The sequence below is a fragment of the Natronoflexus pectinivorans genome, assembly GCF_004345615.1.
Classification (GTDB): Bacteria; Bacteroidota; Bacteroidia; order Bacteroidales; family Marinilabiliaceae; genus Natronoflexus; species Natronoflexus pectinivorans.
Map to the genome: position 1 here is coordinate 431,000 of NZ_SLWK01000001.1, position 26,112 is coordinate 457,111.

The following is a 26,112-nucleotide window of genomic DNA, read 5'->3' on the forward strand; positions in this document are numbered from 1 at the left end:
TACCATATGCCAACATGTATTCTATATAATCACTAATTGTTTCATTCAAAAAAAAGAATTATGAAAAAAATCAATTGTAAATTGGCATGTCTGTTCCTTTTGCCATTACTATTACTAACGGTAAACCTGAATGCGCAGCAAGGCCAAATTCAAGGCCGTGTTGTCGATGAAGCTGGTTTTCCCATTGCGGGAGTGAATGTAATAATTCAGGGTACAACTACCGGAGTCATTACAGACTCAGAGGGAAATTATCGCATCAATGCAGCCCCTGATGCAATACTCTCATTTTCTTTTATAGGTTACTCATCTGAAACCATTCCAGTTGATGGAAGAACTCAGATAGATCTTACATTAACTCCAGATGTTTTACAACTTTCTGACATTGTAGTTGTTGGATATGGAACTCAAAGAAGAGAAAGCCTCACAGGTTCAGTGGCGAGCATTTCTTCAGATCGATTGGAACGAAAACCTGTTAGCAGTATCGAATCTGCATTACAAGGAGAGATGTCCGGTGTTTCTGTTGTTAGCAGTGGTGGCCCGGGAGAAGCACCATCAGTAAGAATTAGAGGTATTGGCTCAGTAAATTTCTCTGCCGACCCTCTTTATGTAATTGATGGAATTCCTGTTGGCAACTTAAATAATTTCGATGTTAATGATATAGAGTCTGTATCCGTTCTTAAAGATGCAGCAGCTTCGGCAATATATGGATCCAGAGCTGCAAACGGAGTTGTACTGATTACGACTAAACGAGGCTCACGCGACGGACGAGTTTCCATTAATGTTGACGCATCTACAGGATTTCAACAAGCATGGAACAAATTAGATCTCTTAAATAGAGATGAGTACATGGCATTTGCAACAGATTTATTGACAAATGCAGGTCTTGCTTTACCTACCAGGTTTTCAAACATGAATGCTCCAATCTATGAAGGAGCAACCCAAACTTTTGCTCAAACCGATACTGATTGGCAGGATGAAATGTTCAGAACGGCTGGAATTTCTCGTGTAAATATAGATCTTTCAGGGGGAAATGAGCAATACAGGTTTTATACCTCTTATGGTAGATTCCAACAAGATGGTATCATGGTAGGTTCCGATTTTGACCGTCATAGCTTTAGAATAAACTCTGAATATAAAGTAAATAATTTCTTGACAGTCGGAGAATCAATCAAAGCTTCATATAGTACACAATCAAGAGAGATTGAACAAGGAGGACGTACCATTATTAAGCATATGGTAAATCAGGTTCCTTATATACCAGTCTATAACCCAACAAACCTTGGAGGCTTTGGTGGACCAGAACCAGTTGATGGTAGTGATGCCGAGAATCCTGTTCAAGTTGCCACCCATAATAACATCTCAAACAGAGTGGTAAATTTGGTTGGTAATGCTTATGCCAGAATAGCATTTACAGATTGGTTAAGTTTCCGCTCAGCTGTTGGTATAGAATATTCCGGAACCAGAATTACGGAACAAAGACCAATGTATAATAATGGATATAACCAAAGAAATTACAACGAGTTAAGTGATGACAGATCCAGGTATTACTCCAGAATCTTCACCAATCAATTAAATTTCGACAGAATAATTGATAGACATGAAATCAATGCGGTAGCAATTGTTGAAGAACAAATCACCAGCAACGATTTTCTGATAGGAAGAGGACAGCACACAACCAACAGTCTGGATCAGCTTCAAGGAACATCTTCCCAAACAGTGAGCGGAGGCCTAAATGAAACAGCATTGATTTCGTATGCAGGAAGACTCAATTATGCGTTTGATGACAAATACTTATTGAGTGCCTCATTTCGTCGGGATGGGTCATCGGTTTTTGCACCTGGTAAAAAATGGGGAAACTTCCCGGGAGCATCTCTTGGATGGGTCATGAGTCGCGAAGATTTTATGCAAGACTTTGACTTCCTGTCTGAGTTAAAATTCAGAGCCAGTTATGGAACACTCGGTTTTAATGCAGTGGGAGCTTATCCATGGCAATCAACAATTGCTTTTAACACTTGGGCAGTACTCAACGACAATGCATCGAACAACCAGGGAGCATATTTCAGCGTTCTTCCTAACCAGGATCTTGAATGGGAGATAACAACCATGTCGAATTTTGGTTTTGACCTGTCCCTATTCCATCATGCAGTAACTTTTTCTGCAGAATACTATATGAGAAGAGTTGACAACCTGATTGTAGAAAATCCTTTGGCTCCATCTATGGGCTATTCTTCAGATCCATTAACAAACATTGGAGAAATGAAGAACTGGGGATACGATTTCAATCTTGGTTACAACAAACGCGATGGAGAGTTCCGATTTGGAATCTCAGCAAACCTGAGCACCGTTAATAATGAAGTGGTCCGATTAAGTACAGGTGCACCATTTATTGACATCGGCGCAACGACAGAAGACTATGGTGGTGGCTCAATTACAAGAACACAAGCAGGGCATCCGATTCAAGGCTTCTATGGATATGTAGTGGATGGAATCTTCCAAACGCAAGCAGAAATTGACGCGCTTAATAATATAGCTGCTCAACAATATGCTGCAGGAATTGTGGATCAACAATACTATCAAAGTGAATTTACAGCCCCTGGAGATATCAGGTTCAGGGATTTAACCGGAAATGGAATTGTTGACGAGAATGATCGTCAGATCATTGGAAACTTTTTACCTGATTTCTCATATGGTATTAACTTCAATGCTGAATACAGAAATTTCGATCTATCTCTATTAATTCAGGGAGTATATGGCAATGACATCTATAATGGAACGGCAGTATTAACTCAAGGTATGATGAGACTATTTAATATGGATAAAGCTGTTTTAGATGCCTGGACGCCAAACAATACAAATACAGATATGCCAAGAGCAATAAGTGGAGATCCAAACAGAAATGCCAGGGTTTCTGACAGATTTGTTGAAGACGGCTCATACATGAGATTAAAAAATCTAACCTTGGGTTATAACATATCCGACGAAGTTCTGGCATCCACCTTCAGAAATTCTATAAGAGGTGTACGTCTGTATGTTACAGCTCAAAACTTACTTACGATTACAAATTATTCAGGATATGATCCGGAAATTGCCTCATATGGCAATAACACCCTTCGACATGGGGTTGACCTAGGGCAATATCCACAACCCAGAACATTCATTTTTGGAGTTCGTGCATCATTCTAAATCATAAAAAATGAAAACGATGAAAAATAAACTGATAATAGCATTACTTGGAATACTTTTCTTTTCCCAGGCATGCGACGATTCAATATTGGATAAAACAAATCCAAACCAGCTGACAGTTGACCAGTATTACACAAATGCTGATGAATTAACCGCAGCCACCAATGCCATTTATGGACAATTTACAGGCTCAGATTTATGGGGACGGATGATGCAATACTTCTCCGACACAAGGGCAGATGAGCATTCTACAGGAGGGCCTCAGCTTGAAACAAGAAACGCGCAATTACTTACCGGTACTTATGACAATTCAAACTACACAATAATTGCAGCGTACAGGGGATTGTACAGATTGATTCACAGAGCCAATGCTGTAATCGAATTTGGGCCTAATATTGAAGATATTGATTCAGACCTTCGAGCTCATAGAATAGCGGAAGCAAAATTTTTAAGAGCCTGGGCCTATTATTATCTGACTGTTAATTGGGGAAGAGTTCCAATTTATACGGAAACAGTTAAATCTCCGGATGGTTATCAGCCGTTGGCTGAAGAATCTGAGATTTTTAACTTATTAGAGACCGATCTCACCGACATCCAATCTGTACTCAAAGTCACCCATTCATCTGAAGACCGAGGCAGGGCAACAAAGGGTGCGGCTCAGCTGCTATTAGCTCGTGTACTTATGCATCAAGGGAAGTATTCTGAAGCGAGAACAGTGCTGCTCGATATTTACGAAAATGGCCCATACAGATTGATGGATAACTATTCAGACAACTTTAGAGAGGAAACATCCTATAATGATGAGTCAATATTTGAGATAGGCTTTACAGGTACAGGATTCAACTGGTGGGAAGATGGCAATGGAGATGGGCCAAATGACAAACAAAATGTGATGTTCCAGGACTACAGTCCTGTAGCCTGGCGCAATATGATTCCATCAGATAAATTGATCAATGCGTTTGAACACCCGGAGAATGGAGATGATAAAGAAGACCCAAGATTACGGGAGTCAGTTATTTTTGTGGGTGACATGTTTGGACCCCCAGAAAACCCCATAGAGCTCACTGCTGAAAGGGTTGGAGGATATACATCTAATTTCCATGGAGAAGATGTTCTACTTGGCTGGTTTAAATATTCGCCTATGTATAAAATTGATCCGGGAGAATACTACACTTCCAGCATAAATTACAGAAACATGCGTTTTGCTGAGGTACTTATCAAACTTGCTGAGTGCGAAAACGAACTGGACAACATACCTGAGGCATTGGGATATCTAAATGAAATCCGCAGTCGACCAAGCGTGGATATGCCAGATTATCCAACTGCACGGTTCCCAAGTAACACAAAAGTGGAAGTACGACGAACCATTATGCATGAGTCGCTGGTAGAATTCTCAAACGAAAAACTCAGACCTTTAGAATTGGCAAGATGGAGAAGAAATGGTCATTTTGATGAAACAAATCCCGATCCGGTGGCATACATCAGAAATAACCCTGCAAGAGCATTACTACCATTGCCGGACACTGAAGTTAGTCGTAACAATTTGATCAACTAATCTCTTCAATAACTGATTGTTAAAGCATAACAATCTAAGAATATTCTTGTGAGAAAGACGTAAAGAGCGAAAGACTCTTTACGTCTTTCGTATTTTAAGACACAGCTTAATGCAACATAATTATTTCATTAATAAACACTCCAAATATCTCACAATAATGCCCTTAATCCCTTTTTATTCAATTCTTATATTATTTAATTTTAACTTCTAATTATGAAATTATTTCGACTTTTAATTCTGATTCTAACCTTAAACCTATTGCCTACAATGGTATCTGCCTGGCCAGGCATGGAACTCCCACCCCTACATGTTGACGGCAGATACTTAAAAGATCCTTGTGGGAATAATGTCCTTTTACATGGAGTCGCAATTACGCCAAGCCCATGGTTCAATGGATGCATGTATGGGAATGAACACTGTAGGTGGGAGAATTATGATGTACAGGGATGCCTGGATTACAATTTTGCAATCATCAACCGATTAACCGACACTTCTGATGGATGGTACCTAAACTACATACGACTTCACATCGATCCATACTGGACAAATGACCCTGGCCCACCAATTTCAGAGCATGATATTTCCAGATTTAATTTCAACCGTTTGGTACAATATACCGATGAGGTGATCATTCCTTTAATCAACCACGCTCATTCAAGAGGCTTATACGTGGTACTTCGACCACCCGGAGTTTGTCCTGAAAGAATTTCCGTAGGAGATGCTTACCAACAATACCTGATAACTGTTTGGGACTTCCTGTCCCAACATCCTCAAATCAGAAATGCAGATCATGTCATGTTCGAGATTGCCAATGAACCGGTAGAAATTCTGGGTACAAATGGAGTATGGGGAGGTACATCTCAGGCACATTTTGATGCCTTAGTGAATTATTTTCAGCCTATTGTTGATTTAATAAGGAACAATGGGGCAAATAATATTTGTTGGATTCCCGGAACCGGTTGGCAATCGCATTATGCCGGTTATGCAAACAATCCCATCACCGGCGGGAATATTGGATATGCAGTTCATATTTACCCCGGATACTGGGGAGGAATAAGAAACTATCAGGATTTTCTAAATGGATGGAATGTAAACGTTAAACCTGTTGCAGATATAGCTCCAATAATTATTACAGAAACCGATTGGGCGCCGCAAAGTTATAAAGATGCCGGACATTATGTTTGGGGAATTGGAAATACTGGTGTCGCAGGTGGCCAGGGATTCGGAGCCAATTTGAAATACATCGTTGACCAATCGGGTAACGTAAGCTGGAATGTTCTGGCTCCAGAAAACCTTATTCATATGGGAGATCCAAATGGTTCTACTGCTTACAACAATGACTGGGAAGCAGTTGCAGCACCTGTAAAACAATGGTTTTCCGAATATGCGGCAGACAACATCCCCACCAGTAATTGTGAACCAACAGCAGGTTGCAGCGGAAATGTACAGAATGGGATATACACCATTTCAGCAAAACACAGCAACAAATGTCTGGATGTATATAATTTCTCCATGTCGGATGGTGGTAACATTGTTCAGTGGAGCTGCGGCAACACTGAGAACCAACAATGGCTAATCGAACAAAATAGTGAAGGATATTACACAATCAGAAGCTTATACAGCGACAAATGTCTGGACGTGGCAAATTGGTCAACAAATGATGGTGCCAACATTCAACAATGGACTTGCAATGGACAAGAGGTTCAGCAATTTTGCCTTCAAAGCACTGGCGATGGGTACTACACCATCGTAAACAGAAATAGCGGGAAATGTATTGATATAACAGATTTCTCGATGGATGATGGTGCTAATGTACAACAATGGACATGTTATAATAACGATTGCCAACAGTTTGCTTTAACACTTGTTAATACTCAAGCAATTGCAAATGGTACGTACAGCATCCAGAACAGAAACAGTGGACAAGCGCTGGACAGCTATAATCTTGGAACAAGTGATGGTACAAACGTGGTACAATGGCCAGGAACAGGGCAAACCAATCAACAGTGGAACATCACTCACGTTGAAAACGATTTTTATCGAATCTCCCCAGTTCATGCACCAAGCAAAGCCCTGGATGTCATTGATTATTCTTCTGCCGATGGAGCAAATGTGCAACTGTGGGAATATTGGGGAGGAACTTGTCAACAATGGCGTTTTATCGATGTTGGAAACGGATATTTCCAGATAGAGGCTCGTCACAGCGGTAAACTTCTTGAAGTAGCAGAAGCATCCTTAGCCAATGGAGCCAATGTTCAACAGTGGCCTGCCAACAATCACCATTGCCAACACTGGATGCTTTCCTCCTTGAGAAGTGCTTCAGTATTCGAAAATGAAGTCGCTTCTGAAAATGAAACAGCACTGGAAGTACAGGTTTTCCCGAACCCAGTTACAGATGGGAACGTTACTATAGTGCTACCTGAAACGAATAAAGACATTAGCAATGATATAGTTATTAATATCATGAGCCTGCAAGGAAGCACAGTATATTCAACAAATAGTTGTCGTACGCACAGCATTGATATCCCGTTAAACTTAATTCAAGGTATGTATATATTGGAAATAACTGACGGAGAAAGGAGATATGTTCAAAAGTTGATTATAAAATAGATAGTCCCCCATTATCGGACTATTAATACAAAAAAAAGGCTGTCCTCGTTAGGACAGCCTTTTTCATTTAATTGCACTAAAAAACTACAAGAATATCTTTAAAACAAATTCCCTTAGAAATTTGATTTCATTGTTTTCTAAACTCTTATAACAAAAATAACCCATGTTTACAAAAATCATCTTCAAAATCAGACATTTCATTTCTAATTATGAATAATTCTTCAAAGAATTGAATTTGTATTTGCCTATACATGTCAGTCATTATCTCAGGAACATCACAGCTTCTTGATTAATTGACAAATACAACACAAAATCTCTATTCTAATTGCAATTATGCAATGATCCTTAACCATTCTTTTAACACCAAAATAGATACTACCGCGTCCTATCGACAGTACCACTTCGCCTCTTTAACTATATCAATCTGGCGCTTACAGAACATCTCGCAACGACTAATGAGAAATTACAGAACCACTTTTGCGTGTTAAGGATAAATAAACAAGCCATAGATTTATCGTTTTAGATTTTAGATAACGATAATTGAAAATAGATATTCATTAATAGGGAATAGATTGAGAAGCCTTTCCGTATCGCCTTTACATCTATTTTAATAAATAAAAAGAGGTTGTCCCAGTGGGACAACCTCTTATACAAACCAAATAATGAATAAACTTCAAAAACTAAAGTACATTCCAATGATTATCAAACTTACTCCTTTCCAGCTAATCCGTCTGCAAATCCACCATAAGTGTGCTTGCGTCTGAATGTAGATTCTGTCCATAAACCAATAGGCTCTCCACCTCTCCATGATGATCCTTGCGGACTATCCGTAGGACTCCAATGGGTTATACCATATTGTTGACTGGCCGGAATAATTTCAAAATATTTCTGAATGATAAACTTGTAATGATCACTCATGGCTCTGTGTTGTTCGCTTGTCACATCACCTGTTCGCACAGTGTTGCCATCTTCATCAATAAGTCCCATATCCAATTCGGTAATCTTAATCAATTTACCGGTTTCGGCCAAAAGCTCAAACATTTGAACGATATGAGCATCTCTAACAGCTTGCTGTTGAGGGTCCATATGATATGAAACGTGCATCTGAGTACCAATTCCATCAATCACTGTTTCACCATCGCTTTCCCATCTGTCAATCCAATAGATAAGACTCTTGAGTTTGTGGTTGTCATCCCAGAAAGATTCGAGATTGTAATCGTTAACAAACAATTTCAAATTGTCTGGACCATATTCACGAGCAAATTGAACGGCCGTGCGAACATAATCAACACCCAAATAATCTTGCCAGTAGAAACTATTTGCTGCAGCTTCAGCAGATACAGTACCCCGAACGGCAGACTTCAGATCGTAAAAACCATCTACATTACCTTCTCCTGCAAGAGCTTCATTTACAACATCCCACTCTTTAACATATCCTTCAGTAGCTTCCATCATGCCAGAAATCCAGGTTCTTAGGGCATAAGTAAGCGTATCTGCCTTCTCTTCAGGAGTAAGAGGGATCGTGCTACCTGACTCTTCAAACTCCCATTGGATGTCCGTAAAATAATAGGTATTTGCTTCACCCAACAGTGCTAAATTGAAAGCAATGGTGTTCATTCCAGCCTGACTAGCATTAATCGTCCCAGTATAAGCGAGTTCCTGCCATTCGGTAGTAAAGCCGGGTGTACCAGCCATTTGCCAATGCAGGTAGCCTCCTGGTTCATTATGAGCCTGAGTCTCTGATGCTGCAGGGATTTCAGCTCTATACTTCAAGGTAAATCGGATTCTGTCTCCATCCTCAAATGTTCTGGGAACTCTCACAAAAAACTGCGTATCCCAGGCATTAACAGGGCTATTCCCCGATTGAACAACTACGGCACGTCCACCATCAATTCCTGTACCGGGTTCGCCAATGGTTGCAGGATTAGGGCCATCTGTTGCCTCTGTTGCGAAGTAATAAGAGAAATCATCTCCTTCTAAATTACTGTTGGTAATCAGTGGGGTCCACCACGCAACAGCTACAGCTGCCTGATGTGATACCCTCACCCACTCAATTTCATAGGTTCCAACATACTTTCCTGATTGTAACATAACAAAACTATTGCTATGAAGAGCAGAAAGATTTACACTCACTTCCTCCCACTCAGTAGTAATAGGAATCGTTGTGTTTTGAGTCCCTCCCCAATCACCAAAAGCCAGAGTTATTTCATCTTCAACAGTACCTCTAATACGAACGGTTACCGTATGCCTGGTGTCAATAATGGTAGGAATATTGTTAGCTACATGAAATTGTACATCCCAAAAATTAGGTTGTTCTTCGGGATTGTTTACAACTAAAACACCATTTTCAACATATGGTTGCACAGGTCCCCCATGCCATCCGGTAAAACCTTCCACTCTATAATCCTTAAATCCATCAATCACTTCTTCGGTAGCATCAGGATCAGTCTCTAATTCCCGATCATCGATGATGTGATTAAGATATGCAAGATTCTGTTGTGAATGCCACACTAGTGTATGCCCGTAGATTTCTAAACCAGCATTTCGCGCAGCTGCTACAAACTGAGTAACCTGACCAAAGTTCATTGATCCATCGTCTGCAACCACAGAGTTGTATTTCATTGCATTACCGGCAGTCATAGCATCAAAATTGGCATTGATGAATCTATAGTAATGACCTAGTCCAAGGTATTCACTAACAGTAACACCTGCTCCTAATCTGAAATTGGGACTTGCAGCTCTGTCAACGTAGGCTTTCAGAACATCATAATCATTCAGATATTCCAGCTCAGCAATAGATTCAGGTTTTTCAACCTCAAAGAAATCTATTGAGTCATCCACGCATGAAACGGCAAAAATCAATATTAAGAAGCACGAGGCTAAAATATTTATTGTATGTTTCATATTTTTTGATTTTACAAAAAAGATTGTTGTTATTTTAATACGGAATCAAACCATTCAGGCTTAACACCTCTGTCTCTAACCACCATAGTATCGGTGATACTAAATTGAACATCGCCATAATCTATGGTGTACTCCAGATAAAGTGCATCACGATCTCTATTACCCCAACTATTTTTCTCACCTTTAGAAACAAATTTTCCGGAACCGCTTGCTGTAATACCATCTGTATCTGAGGTAATAACGCAATTCCCATTTTCATCGAAAGTAAGCAATAAAACACAACTACGACTAAAATCATCCAAATCCCTGCTTTGATGGTTCCAGGCTATAGTATTTAAAGAACGAGTAGAAATGGTATTAATAACCTCATCCCACTCTACATACTCTTCAGCACGTGTAATTGTTCCGTTTTGATCTCCAGAAATGACATCCTGACCTCTGCGCAAATAATTAGCATCATATTTATTGATGTATTTAATGGCATAGAAAATATAGTCTTTCGGTTGAACTTCCCAATCGTCAGCTACGCCTCTTCTTGGATTATCAACAAGAGGAACACCTTGAAGTATTGAGTCAGCATTTGTAACCGATGTCATAACAACCGGAATCACATAGTTGGTTGTGAGAGCCAAAGGATCTGCAAAAAAGGCATCAGTGAGCTGAACTGTAACGCCACCAAGAATATCTCCTTTTTTGATGGTTATTCTGTCAGAAGAGAGAGAATAATAGTTTTCCGGCATAGCAACAATGTCCCTAAGAGGATCCTCGTTTCCATCAAACGCCAATCCATCCACTAACGAGTTGTCAACTTGAATTTGAATAACAACATCGTTATTGTTAGCATAAACACCTCCCATTGTAGCCATTATCTGAGCCTTGTACTCATTGTCAAGAGTGGTATCGAACACATCCTCTCCAAGAGTGATGGTACGAATAGGACTCTGATAGGCAAAATATACGGCAGTGTAATCAAAATCGGGAAACTCCCAATCTGCATTTTCACAGGAGGTAAACAACCCTGCTATAAAAGCCGTAATAAGTGTTATAAATAATATCCTTTTCATTTTCGATCTTTTAATTGTTCAAATAACTCCTACCATCCTTGATTTTGAAGCAAGTTGTCGAACTTGATTACTTCACTGAAAGGTACAGGCCCGTAATACATATAATCCTGATATGCACGGTCTTCAACTTCTATTTCTGTGTAGTTGCCACCTTGAATTCGCATACCCATAACAGGTTCGTTAAGATCCACTTTCCACCTGCGCAAATCCCAGAAACGGAAGTTTTCAAAACTCAATTCCAGACGACGTTCATTGCGAATCAATTCCCGCATTGCATCTGTATCGTTCATTACAGACTCAAGGTAAGGATCGTTTCCATTTACGCCGATGCCAGCTCTTTGACGAATCGCTCTTACAACATCGTAAGCTGAATAACCATGGGCTCCGGTTCCTGTTGGTCCCCAAGCCTCGTTGGCTGCTTCTGCATAGCCAAGGAAGAACTCTGTATAACGCATAAATGCCCTGTAACGATGTCCTGGAGTCTCAGAGTTTGGATTGGGATTCGCTGCTGGATTTAAAAGTTTCCTTAAGTAATATCCTGTCCTTGTTGAATTACCGTCTCTGTTTAAGGCGTTGAAATCAGGTCCATCAGCAGCAGTATTCACAGTTACCGACTGAGGCCCTAAAGTGCTTCCATTTAGAACAACATATGCTGCCAGACGAGGATCACGATTTGCATAAGGATTATTTGGGTCGTAATTACTCTCACTATGTCCAATAGGATAACCATTAAGCATAGGAAAAGCGTCGACAAAATTTTGTGATGGATTAACACGACCAGTTCCAAATAATGTTGGTGGAAAGTGCTCCCTTTCCAGATCCACATTATTGGCCCTATTAGAACGCCATAATATTTCTCGTGGATTATTTCCCTCATTAAGGTTCCCAATTGCGCTGTTATCAGCGTACCATCGATGTCCGTCTGGAGCTATTTGAGCAATCGGGTTGCTGCCAAGCTCTCCAAGAACATCAGCCATAAAATTAGCGGCATCTGCCCATGTTATATCTGATCCGCTGCTATATGCAGGGCTTGCGGCCAATAGAGCAGCCTGTGCTCGAATTGCTTTTGCAATTCGGCCGCTCATTCTATTTCTAGAATGATTTCCAAAAACACGAGTATATACAGTGGCAATTACGCCCATTTCGCGATATTTTTCAGGAACATTGTTATTATCAGTTACATCTCCATACAAGCTGGGTAACAACGACATCGCACGTTCTGCATCCGCAATTAAAAAATCAATACACTCCTGAAAGGTATTACGTGGTAGGTTAAACTCAGAATCAATATTCTCAGGCTCTGTTACAATAGGAATCCCAAGTAATTGACCATCTGGTCCAGGACCCGCATGATTCAGTAGCAGATGATACATTAAAAGTGCACGTAATCCATATGCTTCCCCTTTAAATCGATCATTAAACATAAGATCAACCAGTGGATCAGCTGCCCATTCAACATCATCTGCAACATCAAGGAATATATTCACATAATTCCATGCAGACCTTAGGTTTTGCCATCTGTTAAGCGGATTATTATTAGCCCGCCATGAGCCAGTGGCCATGGCTCGTAATCCACTTGCACGGTCATTGGTTACAGCATTGTCGGTGGCCACATCAGTAATTTGCCATGTATCCAATGGGTTGCCAATGTAAACATGCCCTAATAAACCTACGGCCCATATTGGCATGTCTACTAATTCACTTTCATCTTTGTGATTATCTATAGCCGGCTCAAACATGTCATCACAACTTGTTTGCGCTATAAAGAACAAAACCAAAAGTGCAATTAAAGATATATTATTTCTATTCTTCATAATTAATTACATTTAATTCTGATTACGTCTAAAAGAAGCCCTTTACACCAATATTGTAAAAACGTGTTTGTGGTGCACTTCCTACATTCATCTCCAGATGCTTTCTCTCCTTGGATATGGTCAGAAGATCATAACCACCAACATATACACTTAACCCTTTAATGAATGTTCCCTGTAAGGATGACTCAGGAATATCATATGTTATCTGAACCTGCGACAAATTCACCCTGTCAGTTTTGTATAACCAGAAGTCAGAAGCACGGAAATTATTTGCACCATTGCCTGTGGTAAGTCGTGGGAAAGTGGCTGTATCTTTGGTATCCTCAGTCCATCTGTCCCTAACGATATCAGAATATTTACCTTCTCCACTAACCCAATAATAAGAGCTGTTTTTCAGTCCATATCCACCGAAATATCCGTTAGCCATAGCAAACAAGGTAAAATTACGCCATTTTGCGGTGAAATTCACACCTAAACGGAAAGGGGTATCCCAACGACCCAAAAACACCATATCGTCATTATCAATATAGCCATCTCCATTAATATCTTTGTACTTAATATCACCAGGTCTTACAATTTCACCAAACGAATGTATTGGGGAATTTTGGATATCGTCCTGATCTCTAAAAAATCCATCACTTTTTAAACCCCAAATTCCATTCACATGGTATCCAATACTGGACAAATGTGCATTTTCTGGAGAAAAGACTTCGTCACGTCTCGAAGCTTCAGTTTTAGAATACATACCGCTTACACCAAGAGTTAGATCTAATGCACCTACATCTTGATTAAAGTACATGCTGAAATCAAATCCTGACCTGTCATCGATATTGTAATTCACATAAGGAATTAATGAACCTGATGGATAACCAACCTGTGTAAAATAAATAGGATATTGAGAACTTCGACGAGTAATTCCTCCATCCATTGTTCCTCTAAAGTAGTTAAAATCAAAGGTCATGAATCTGTTCAACAATGATCCTCGTAACCCCACATTGATCTCTTTTCTCTTTATATAATTCAGATCAGGATTATCACTCCTATTGATTCTTGCAGCAGCCTGCCCTTCATTATCAGCCCATGAAAACCAACCATCACGCTCAAGAACTGCTTTATAAAGATAGTATCCCATCTGATTATCATCTGTTCTGATATCCATATCCTGATTAATGATACCACCTGAAACAGTCAGCATCAAATCATCAAAAACAGTTGTTCCAAAGAAATCCTCTTTAACTGGACGCCATCCTAAAGTTACGGTTGGTGAAAACCCAAGTCTGTTAGCTGAAGGAAGTTTCGCAGAGTATGGAAGTGCAGAGCTAAAATCTACATAGTATTTATGATCAAAATTATAAGAAGCCTGTACTCCAAGATTTACGTTAGTCAGATTGTGGTATTCTCCACTCATTCTTCTTTGCCAGACATTGGCAACTACCATACCATACCAATTATGATTTTCGTTCACTGTACGTGAAAAATCAAACATACCACCCACATTGTATGTATATCGGTATGCAGAGTTTTCAACATACTCGCGTCCTGATCTTCTATCCACACCAAACTGTGTAACACTTGCAATTCTGTCTGGTCCATCATAGTTCGTCCAGGTTGGAGCATATATTGCATATTCATTAAAATAGGTCTGATTGTAAGTCAAAGCATAGTCAATTCCATACCATGTTCGAAACTTCAGACCTTCAAGTACTGATTTCAAATCAAGGTCAAATCTGGTATTGAATTGAAATTGTCGGCTTACATATTTATTGCTACCTGCAGCATATGCATCAGCTATAGGATTCCCTTGATCTGCCTGAGTACCGCCGAGAAAATATTTGCCATCGATGATATATCTGCTGGCGTTTATGGTTGCCCATGAAATGTCGTCGTTAGCCTCCAGATAGCTTAAAGGTATAAGTGGCGCAACACGGTTGGGACGTAGATTCGCAGCTCCACCCCACCAGTTGCTTCTGGCATCAGAAGCATCATAAAATGTCGCGTTGGCATCGGCTCGTACACTAAGATTTTCATGTAAATCCATATCCAAATTACCTCGGGCAAACATTCTACTTATGTAATTATCAGAAGTATTCCCCACATCCAATAGAGAACCTTGACGATAATATCCTGTGGTTGCATAGTATCTGACACGTTCGTCTCCCCCAAATATTTCGGCAATACCCTCAGACTGATTATACATACTCTTTAAGTATTCTGAAGAATACATATTTAAGTTTGGATATCTGTATGGATTATCTCCTGTAGAGTGTCGATATATATCCTCAATGCTGAAACTAGGATCCAATCTATCGTTTACACGTGCTTCATTGTAGAAAGTCATGTATTCAGCTGATCCTAAATACTTAGGATAAGATTTTGGGACATGAACACCGGTATTTACACGTATGTTCAAAGAAGGGTCGCCGATTTTGCCTCTTTTGGTGGTAATTTGAATCACCCCTTTTGAAGCACGACTACCATATAGAACAACAGCTGCCGCCCCTTTAAGTATGGTGATTTGTTGAATTTCTGTTGGCAGAACATTGTTGGCATCACGCACCATACCGTCAACTACAACCAACATTTCATTCATACCCCAAATATTCCCGTTGACTCCGCCAACAGCATTCTCAACGAAAGCTAAGCTACTAAGTGTATAGGATTTTTCTGTCAAAGCTTCAACATCAATGACAGAAACACCACCCAACAGATCCTGTTCGTTAATTGAACGAAATGCGACCTCGACCTTTCTTTGTATTGAATCGTTATCCAAATTCTCTGTTTCTGCCAAATCAACCTGGGCAGAAGCTTTAAGAGAACTAAAAGCGAGTACAATACAAATTGCGAGACCAATATATATATATTTCATTTTAGTCATATTTTATATTCTCAATTTGTTACCAGCCCGGATTCTGATAAAATTCGGGATACATGCTCACATCTTCTGTCCTAAAAGGAAGCCAGTAATGTCTATTGGTGAGATTACGCTCAATGATAACCTCTTCCCTCCAATTAAGCACAGAATTTTCTCTTGGATCCGCATCATGATCAAGAGGTGCAGCACGATCAAAATGTTGTCTGGTTTTGATATTATATGGATACTCCGTAAGTAATAACCAGCGGCGAAGATCGTTGAAACGATGACCTTCAAAAGCAAGTTCAACTGCACGCTCTCTTATTAACTCGCTCATAAAGGCATCGGTTGAGCCCGTGTACTTACTATGTACTCCTTCAACTCCTGCACGTTCACGAACTGTGTTAACAGCTTCCACTGCACTTTTCGAGAAGGTACTAGCAGAAGCATTCGGATTTCCATAACCTTGCGCAGTTGCTTCGGCATACATCAGATACACATCAGCCAAACGCATCCAGGAGAGGTGCATATGTCCTGCCATACCATATCCATATCTTTGGTCCCATCTGTTTGCTCCCAAAGGTATAAATTTATAATTCAAATATCCGGTTCGGCTTACTGATCGTGGATCATTCACATAACTTCCTCCCGTATAAAGATTGGCCCATTGCCATAGATCACGGGTCTCACCTGCTAGGTCGTCGGCAACCACTCTTACTCCATCGTAAATAATACTATAATAGAATCTTGGATCTCGATCCATCCATGGCTGTGTCTCACTGAATCCTGAATCCTCATCTGTTAATGGCAATCCGTTGGCCATTCCAAAATAATTCACGTAATTGGCTGAGGGTGCTAAGACGATGCCGTCACCTTCTGCCATTGGAGATGGCTGATAGGAGTTCATCTGCCTCCAATATGAGTCAGGTCCATAGGTTGGACTTCTTATAATGGCTTCAGTTCCCCCTGGCATGCGCCAGCCTTGCTGAATGGTATAAAACAAATTGCTATACTCCTCAAAAGGAACAAGGGCATATTGTGTTTCGCCATTTTCGACCATGCTTAAAACCTCTCCAAAAGCATCAGCTGCAAGTTTACTCATCTCTGCATCATATTGCAGTGGTGTACCATTTATACCTTGATACATTAAGGGGCTAGCGCCATAAAGATAGGTTTTTCCAACCATAGCCTTTGCCCATATTTTATTAACACGTAACTCATTGTAGCCAGCAGTCCTACGTCCAATCTCTGTATCATCCCAGTTTACAGGTAGTAACTCTGCAGCTCTTTTGAAATCTGCAGCCATTTTTAAAGCATTCTCCCGGTATGATTCACGGGGAAGCGTTAGTGGCTCATCACTGGGCAAAACGTGGTCAATATATGGAAGACCTCCCCAATATGTAGTCAACTGAAAATGAAACCATGCACGAAAGAAATACAATTGTCCTCTAATCATATCCCTCTCTGCCTGGGTGGCATCAGTCATCAGCCCAGCTTCAAGTGCTTCAAGCCCCATGTTAGCAACCCGAATACCATGCCAGGAACCTCCCCAAATTGATTTTTGGAATCTGTCTCCACTGGCACTCCAGTTGCGATCAAGGAAGCTGTCACCTTTACCAATATAAGCACGATAGTTTCCTCTGTCGATGGCAAATCCCATCAAGTATTCTCCGTTCCCTAGTGTAACCACCTCATCTTCGCCCCAGTTAAAGGAACTAACCCAAAAATGCTTTGAAATATCGGGTGTTAAGTGATACATTCTTTCAACAAATCCCTGAAAATTCCTAAAATCTTTAAAAGCATCTTCCGAAGAAATTATAGAATCAGGAGCTTTGTCCAGATAGTCCGTACATGCACCTACACTTAATACAAGCGAGATGGCCATTCCGTATAGATAATAGATCAATTTTGTCTTCATCATAAATAATATTATAAAGATATTCTCACACCTAAATTATAACGTCTTGCTGTTGGATAAGCAGTATTCCCACCTGTATTCGATTCTCGATCATCCGGCATTTTTGTCCACAGGATCAGGTTGTTACCGTTAATGAACACTCTCATGTTGTTCAGTCCAATTCTTCGTATCCAGTCATCACTTCCAAATGTATAAGCGATTTCAGCATACTTCAACCTTAGGTAAGAACCATCATGAAGGAAGCGGGTTCCGTTGGTATAAGCACTTGCCTGAGTACTCCATCTTGGTAAAGGAACATCGGCGTTATTATCATCCTTTGACCAGTATGAACCTTCATTGAAAGCAGTATTCCTGGTTCCACCAAGACTAGACAGCCCTACCCAACGAGTTACATTCCTGGCTCCGTAAAACTGAATAAAACCACTCCAACCTTTATAGTCGGCACCTATCTGTAAGTTCATGGTTTGTTGTGGTACGCTCGTAAATCCGTAAGGTATTTGATCAAAACCGGTGATGATTCCATCAGCATCATAGTCCAGGATTATATAATTACCAGGCATGCGATCACCATCTAATCCGTCGTGCGCAGTACTTCCATACAACTCATCCCAGTTATTAAAGTACCCGTAATCAACATGTGATCTTGTTTGATGAACAGGCATGCCTGCAACATTCTGATAAGCAGCCCTGAGAACAGGATCATCAGCAAATATAACTTCACTCTCAGCATGGGTATAAAAGATATTACCCCATAAGCGCCAATTCCGACCTACTGGTCTGTTCCAACGCAACTCAACCTCGTAACCGTGAGTATCAACCTCTCCAAGGTTGGCTACCGGTGCACTTGTTCCAAAATAACTAGGAATTGCACGTCTGCTACCCTCCAATAAGATATTGGTTCTGTTCTCTGTAAAATAATCTATAGAACCGGCCAACATACCACCTAAGAACGCATAATCTACACCGACACTTACTTTTGTTGCAACTTCCCATTGTATATTGGGGTTTCCTACACTATGCTCACTATACCATTGGTATGGACTTTGATTAGGATCGATGCCGGTAATTCCCTGGTTAAAAGCTCCGCCATAATTCCATGTATCCATATACAGCCAACGAAAATTTTCATTAAATTCGTCCCAGTGTATCCTGTCATTTCCAATCTTACCGTAAGAAGCTCTAAGCTTAAACATATCTACCCAATGTAAGTTGAGTCTTTTAAACAGAGGTTCCTCTGACATCATCCAGCCAACACCTCCCGAGGGGAAAAATCCAAATCGATAATCGGGACCGAATTTTTCTGAACCGTTATACGCTCCATTAAACTCAATGTTATAACGTCTCAAAAAGTCGTAAGTGCCTCTAAACACCCAGTTTTCACGATAAATTGGATCCCTACTACCTCTGGTGTACTGCTCACGGCTAAAGTTACCCATAGCACCAACAGTATGATTACCAAAAGTGTTAGTGTAATTGATCTGTGTAGAATAGTTAACCCTACGAAAAGTTTCATTATTATCAACTTGTCCTGCAGTAGCCCACCAGGCATTGTTGTTTCTAAAATCAAATCTATTTAGACGATCAGTTGATAGATTGGTGTACTCAACTCCGGTTTCGGGATCAATCCATTTTGTGGGTTTTTCCTCCCAGTGGTCTCTGTCATTAATCCCACGATTTATCTCCCTAAAGCTGTTGTCAAATGCAAGTTTTCCTTGCACGGTTAATCCTTCAAGCAAAAATCCAAGATCCTGCTCCAACGTAAAGTCGGTATTAACACGGTTGTTTGTTTCAAATCCAATACCATTTACACTAAGATCCATCATTGAGTTTGTGGAAGCCTGAGTTGGGTTGGGGAAATAGTATCCAAATGAGCCATCGCTATATTTAGGTCTGAATGCATCGGGTGCAATACCATAGTTACTTCTAACATTAAGTCGGTCATAGCCAAAACCCGTTTCATATCCGCGATTGTTCTCAAAGCTTTTATATAAGTCTCCCTCATGGGTATAATCCAAACTCACAAAATACTTCACAGATTTAGTACCACCTGATACGTTAACATTGGCATTATATGATGTAGCATATTTTCTCAAAAGCTCATCTACCCAGTCAACATTAGGATAGCGTTCAAATTCTTCCAGATTGGCAGGCCATCTATATTTATCAATAACGGCCTGTGGTTGATAAAAACTCCATGCCTCCGGTCTGTATGCAAGCTCGTGTTCAATCACCCGGTTACGCAACATTAGGGCATCATAGGAGTCCATTAATTCGGGCAATTTCGAGTGAGATTTAAGAGTAGTCGTAAAATTGACATTAACACTTGCTCTTCCCTCTTGCCCCCTTTTGGTCGTAATAAGTATAACTCCGTTTGCACCGCGAACTCCATATACTGCTGTAGCAGATGCATCTTTTAAAACAGAAATAGAGGCCACAGAGTTGATATCCACACCGCTCATTGGACGTTCGATACCATCGACTAATACCAATGGGTCACTGTTATTCCATGAGCTAACGCCACGAATAACAATATCCGGATCCTCTTCACCAGGTCTTCCGGAAGTAGACATGGTAACAACCCCCGGTAGGTTACCAGTCAGTGCTTGACCTAAACTTGATACCCCTCCGGTACGTTCGAGTGTTCTGCTGTCAGTCTGAGAAATAGCACCTACTACACTTTCCTTTCTTTGTTGACCGAAACCAACAATAATAACCTCATCAAATACTGTTACTTCATCTTCCATAACAATATTTACCTGAGACATCCCGGCTATATCAAGCGTACGGGTTCTCATACCGATGAAGGAGGCAACTATAACAGTATTCTCTCCATCCAATCGAATCGTAAATCTTCCATCTATATCTGTAATGGTTCCTACCGATGTATTATCACGAAGATAGATAGCAACACCGGGAAGAGGTTCATTACGGCTATCAACTACAGTTCCCTGAACAGTCTGTTGATTCTGAGCAGACAATATGAGACCATTTAAAATCATCATCAGAGAAATCAGCAGTCTGATATTGAACCACCCCTTAGAGAAGTAAAATATTCTCTGTTTAATTTTCTTCATATCATTAAAATTTGATTTTCGGCCGATTACAAACAAAAGCTGCTTGCATTGGCATTTTTTTAGATGTAATTATTTTAGAAAACAGGAATTCGGAATGACCAACTAACATTCGAATTATACCAACTTAAGATATTATCGTCCCTTATTCTATTCATAAGCATTTTAGTTTACAATTTTAGACTTTTTATTACAAGCAAAATTAACTTCTATTTAGATTTTCCTTTTTAGATATGAGATACTTCTTTATTAGTTTTAGATATTTTTTAAAATTAGTGTTAATTTTTAAAAAAATATCAACGAACGAAGCTCACGCCCTATAAAATATTCCTTTCCCTATGCCCCAATTCGTAAGAAAAAATTAACAAATCACAGTTTTCGAATCCATTTTAAAGGTTTTTATTTTAGAGAATTGTTCTTTTCGTATCTAAATTTAAAAGCGATTAGCTTTTATCAACACCTAAACATACAAAAAATGAACATCATTTTACATTTTTTTACTTTTTTTATTTATACAAAGCGATAGTTCGCTAAACTTTAAGCGGCCTTAGTATTCTAATAATATAGATTCTGAATTTACAACAAAGAAATTCTGAACACCTTGTTAAACAAGATTTTGAACAATGTAAAAATAATAAAGTCAATACCCTGAATAGAGTATATTTTTGCAGAAAAGGTGTAATTTTATATCAAAAACAGTAAATATTCATTGAATTAGATGAATTTTACACAATCACTAAAAAAAACAACCCTGCATTGTTAAAATAAGTAAACGGCGTGATTGGTTTGAAGGAAGCGATCAACAGGGTTTCCATTTGATGTAGTACAAGCCATTTTGATAACGCAAATAAACTTCAGTTGAGATGAAAGAGCGATAAATGGTTTTAACCATTTCGCATTTTCCTGAGCTTATATCTAGGATTGTAAACTTAAAATACCACTTACATTTTCAATTAACATACAACCATTATGTAAATATGTGCATGTGGCACATTATCAACAACAATTATAGACTCATACAATTACCGGGAAACTAGTCATAAACTCAACTACATTTCCAGAATTTCTGATGGGGGTTTACCATAATGCTTCTTAAATACGGTGCTAAAATATGCAATACTTGAAAAGCCACACATCTCACTAACCTCAGTAATTGTTAATTTTCGGGATTGTAAGAGTTCCAAAGCTCTGCTTAAACGAACACTTTTTATAAAATCACTGGGTGATTTATCTGTTAAGCTTTTAATTTTTTTATAAAGAAGAGAGCCGCTCACATTCATCTCAGAGGCAAACATATCTTTATTAAACATAGGATTTGAGATGTTTTCCTCCACTATCTTTAAGGCCTTCTTAACAAATTGATCATTTAACTCGTTGGTTAAAATCGGTTCATTGTCCACACTTTTAATTAACTTCAATGCCTTATCATGAATTGCACTCCTGTTTATGATAATGGATTTAATCCTTTGCTTTAGTAATTTAGTATTGAATGGCTTCATTAAGTAATCGTCGGCGCCAAGTCTTAATCCTTCAAGTTGTTTAGCTTGATCACTTAGTGCTGTTAACAATACAACAGGTATATGAGAAGTTTCATAGGTGGACTTAATCAATTTGCATAATTCAAATCCATTCATTTCAGGCATCATAACATCAGAAATAACCAGGTCGGGCAATTTGTCCGATATCAATTCCCAAGCCTCCTTTCCGTTAGAAGCCAACAATACTTTAAAATCGGATTGTAATGAAAGAAGTAAGAACTCGCGTAATTCATCATTATCTTCAACAACAAGGACAGTAGGTGAATCCATGATTTCAAAACCATCTTCTAAAAAATCGTCAGGTTGAAAAATGTCTTCAGATGGTTTGGGTATGGTTAAAATCTCAACCTGGTTAAAAGCAGTCTCATTAGCTGGGATAGAAATTTTAAAAGTAGTACCTTCATCTAACTGACTTATACATTCTATAATTCCTCCATGAAGCTCGACATACTTCTTAACCAATATGAGTCCAATACCAGAACCAACAACACGGGAATTAATAGCATTCTCTCCGCGGTAAAATTCTTTAAAAAGTTGCTTTTGTGCACTTTTGTCAATTCCTATTCCATAATCCTGTATCTCCAGAAACCAATTCTCCCCTTTGGTATAAAATCTTACATCAACAACTCCTCCGGTATGTGAATACTTTATGGCATTTGAGATGAGATTATCAACAATCTTTTCAATTAAAACCTCATCGATGTATGCTTCCTGAAAAGCAGAATTTTCTTTAAATCTAATGTCTATATTTTTTTCACTGGCTAAAGAATCAAACATTAAAAGACGATTTGAGATTAACTTAACCACATCAACCTTCCTGACCGAAAGTCGCTCTTTCCCTACATCAGCTTTCTGGAAGTCCATTAATTGAGTAACGACTGTTGTCAATCGAAGAACTTGAGCACTAGCGAGCTCTAAATAGTATTTACCAATTTGTGACAAACCTGTTTCAGTGCTTAACTCATCAATCGGTGCTTTTATTAATGTAAGCGAGGTTCTCATATCATGGGCAGTATTAGCGAAAAACCTTATCTTTTCTTCGGAATGTAACTGCTTTATAAGATTAATGTGATATTTCAAAGAGAAGTAAAAAACGCCTAACAAAAACAACGATACAGCAAGAAGGAACCACCAGGTTTCCCAGAATGGGGGATGCTTAATTATCTTAAGCATCCGTTCGTCAACAACTTTTAGCATCGAATTATCATACATTCTGATTCTCAATGTAAATTTGCCCGTAGGTAAATTAGAATAATTAAGTGTTCTGCCACCTATTGGAAGGCTCCAATCAGAGTCTAACCCTTCCAGAATCCATGAGAACTTGGAGCCTGATGTCATGTTTAATGGTAAAATTTCCAAAGATAGGATTCCCTGATTATGTCTTAATTCAATCTCACTTAAACTGTTGATTGGAACAGCGAGTTCCGGTCTTAATGATTTACCCATAACTCTAAGTTCCTGCAAAAAGATTTTGCCATTAGGTATAATGGGTTCTATATGTTCTGGATCAAAAATTACAGAACCTCTATTGGTTCCAAATACCAGTTCTCCGGAGTTTAACCTTAGTCGAGCGCTTCTGTTGTAGGATAGGCCAGAAAAACTCTCTATTTCTGAAAAATTCTCGACCGTATGGTTTTTGATATTAAATTTGCAAAGACCAGTTTCGGTTCCTAACCAAAAAAAATCTCCATCTCTAATGATGCTATTAAGAAATCTGGAAGGTAATCCAGATGACTCATCAAATCTTTTCTTTTCTCCTGATACCAAATTATATTTGAGCAAACCATCTCCTACAGTACACAACCAGACATCTGAACCTGAAATATAAAAATCATGAACAAGGTACCCGCTTAAAACTATATGCAACTCACCAGTCTCTGTGTTTAATGTACTTAACCCATAAGAACATCCCAGGAGCATCGTATTTTCAGAATACTGCTGAATTAAATAGACAGGCTGAGCCATATAACTTCTAAACTCTCCAGTTGCACTATTATAACGAATAATATCTCCTCTTACACCAACAATCCATAGTTGATCTTTTTTGTCGCGGTAGATATCAAATATAAAATTGTTATTAAAATCTATATTCTCAGTCTCACTGCTATAACGAGCCAACTCCTCTCCTGTAGTACCATCCAGCACAAAAACTCCGGCAGAATAAGTCCCCGCCCATATGTTACCATCAACATCCTCATTAATCGACAGAAATACCTGAACCTCCTGCTCTTCATTATGATAAAAAGATGCCCACTCATTAGTTGACCTATTCCATCGGCTTAGTCCACTATTGGTAGCAAACCACAAATTCCCACGGTTATCTTCAACCATATCATTGATATCATTGCTAACTATGGAATTTGGTTCGTTTATAATATATTCTACACGGGTAAGATAACGAGGACTATAATCAAAATACGAAACACCTCCACTATAAGTACTTATCCAGACCCTGCCGTTTCGATCACGGTAAATGTCATATACACCGTTTCCTCGCAATGAATGCTGATTGTTCAAATCCTCCTTAAAAAGGTTTGTTACATCATATGTATCACGGCGTATCTCCCAAGCCCCTTGACCATCAACACCAATTAAATAAGTTGAATCAGTTACTTGCTCAATGGCTAGAATCGGTTGTCGGGGAATGGATTCGATCCTGAATGTTCGAGAGCCGATAAAATCATATACATACAAACCGGAAAATACAGTCCCAATTAGGAGAACAGATTTTTCTTTATCATAATAAAGTTCAGATATCCTCGTAAGGGTGGTAAGAGATTCTGGCAATTTATATACGACTGCCTGATCTTTAATGTTAAATAATACAAATTGATTTTGAGCAGATACAACCAGAGTTGAATCATCTATCCATTCTATAAATTGGACATCAGTAAATTTATCAAAAAGAGAGATTTCACCGTTCTCGTATTTAGCCAAACCTTCAACCGAAGCGAACCAGAAATTTCCGTCTACATCTATTACTAAATTGCTGATGCTTAAAAACCGGAAATCCATAAGTACTGCCAAATTAACATAGAAGTCAAATTGGTCAAGTACAGGGTTGTAGCGAAATACCTGACCGTTGTTGGTGTATGCATATAAAGTTAGATCGTGATAGATTAACCGAACAAGTACAACATCGGAGGTTTCATATGGGAGAGTATATAAATGGTACTCATCATTAGTTAAACGAAGAATCCCCATTTTGGAAGCCACCCAAACAAAACCATAGTCATCCATGACAGTTGAGGATGTCTCCCTTAAAGAGATTCCATGAATATCATTTATATTGTGAAATATCACATTAGAGGCATATCCACTAGAAAACAAAGAAACCGATAATAGAATGATAATGAAATGACGAATTTTTGTTAAACCAGATAAATAATGATTCCTGATTCGAAAAAAAGACAGATCAATTCTATCAACTCGAAACTTGTCTCTCGTTAGTGCAAATAATCTGTTAGCTTTCTCCACAACCTTATACTTCATAGAATCCAAATAAATCAAGTAATATTCTGTGTTGTGATTACAAACTTACAATAAAAGTAAATAACACTTTCATAAAAAGCAATAAAACTAAAATAGATATTAAATTTTGAAT

General features: G+C 39.0%; 10 protein-coding genes. 3 read left to right on the forward strand and 7 right to left on the reverse strand.

Features of this window, described 5'->3' with window-relative positions; all coding sequences use genetic code 11:
• The first annotated feature begins 60 nt into the window (after positions 1-60).
• The 3 genes from EV194_RS01535 to EV194_RS01545 all read left to right on the forward strand — a co-directional run bounded on the left by EV194_RS01535 (position 61) and on the right by EV194_RS01545 (position 7,348).
• Complete coding sequence (locus EV194_RS01535; protein ID WP_132431383.1) at positions 61-3,183, forward strand: SusC/RagA family TonB-linked outer membrane protein; 3,123 nt, start codon at positions 61-63, stop codon at positions 3,181-3,183.
• Positions 3,184-3,202: 19 nt separating this feature from the next.
• Positions 3,203-4,738 carry a RagB/SusD family nutrient uptake outer membrane protein gene (locus EV194_RS01540; RefSeq protein WP_165921776.1) on the forward strand — a complete coding sequence of 512 codons (1,536 nt, stop codon included), beginning with the start codon at positions 3,203-3,205 and terminating at the stop codon, positions 4,736-4,738.
• 213 nt (positions 4,739-4,951) lie between these two features.
• Positions 4,952-7,348: an RICIN domain-containing protein gene (locus EV194_RS01545; protein ID WP_132431387.1), complete on the forward strand. Its 2,397-nt coding sequence runs from the start codon at positions 4,952-4,954 to the stop codon at positions 7,346-7,348.
• Positions 7,349-8,056: 708 nt separating this feature from the next.
• Here EV194_RS01545 and EV194_RS01550 read toward each other — a convergent pair.
• The 7 genes from EV194_RS01550 to EV194_RS01580 form a co-directional block, all read right to left on the reverse strand.
• Positions 8,057-10,252 carry an endo-1,4-beta-xylanase gene (locus EV194_RS01550; protein ID WP_132431389.1) on the reverse strand — a complete coding sequence of 732 codons (2,196 nt, stop codon included), beginning with the start codon at positions 10,250-10,252 and terminating at the stop codon, positions 8,057-8,059.
• A gap of 29 nt (positions 10,253-10,281) precedes the next feature.
• Entirely contained in the window at positions 10,282-11,316 is a 1,035-nt protein-coding gene (locus EV194_RS01555; protein WP_132431391.1) for a DUF5627 domain-containing protein, read from the reverse strand.
• A 29-nt stretch (positions 11,317-11,345) separates the two neighbouring features.
• Positions 11,346-13,130 carry a RagB/SusD family nutrient uptake outer membrane protein gene (locus EV194_RS01560; protein ID WP_132431393.1) on the reverse strand — a complete coding sequence of 595 codons (1,785 nt, stop codon included), beginning with the start codon at positions 13,128-13,130 and terminating at the stop codon, positions 11,346-11,348.
• Positions 13,131-13,158: 28 nt separating this feature from the next.
• Entirely contained in the window at positions 13,159-15,996 is a 2,838-nt protein-coding gene (locus tag EV194_RS01565; RefSeq protein WP_132431395.1) for a SusC/RagA family TonB-linked outer membrane protein, read from the reverse strand.
• Between the two features lie 28 nt (positions 15,997-16,024).
• Entirely contained in the window at positions 16,025-17,902 is a 1,878-nt protein-coding gene (locus EV194_RS01570; protein ID WP_243699299.1) for a RagB/SusD family nutrient uptake outer membrane protein, read from the reverse strand.
• A gap of 8 nt (positions 17,903-17,910) precedes the next feature.
• Positions 17,911-20,973, reverse strand: a complete 3,063-nt coding sequence (locus tag EV194_RS01575) for a SusC/RagA family TonB-linked outer membrane protein (RefSeq protein WP_132431397.1) — start codon at positions 20,971-20,973, stop codon at positions 17,911-17,913.
• Between the two features lie 1,046 nt (positions 20,974-22,019).
• Positions 22,020-26,000, reverse strand: a complete 3,981-nt coding sequence (locus EV194_RS01580; protein ID WP_132431399.1) for a hybrid sensor histidine kinase/response regulator transcription factor — start codon at positions 25,998-26,000, stop codon at positions 22,020-22,022.
• Positions 26,001-26,112 lie beyond the last annotated feature (112 nt).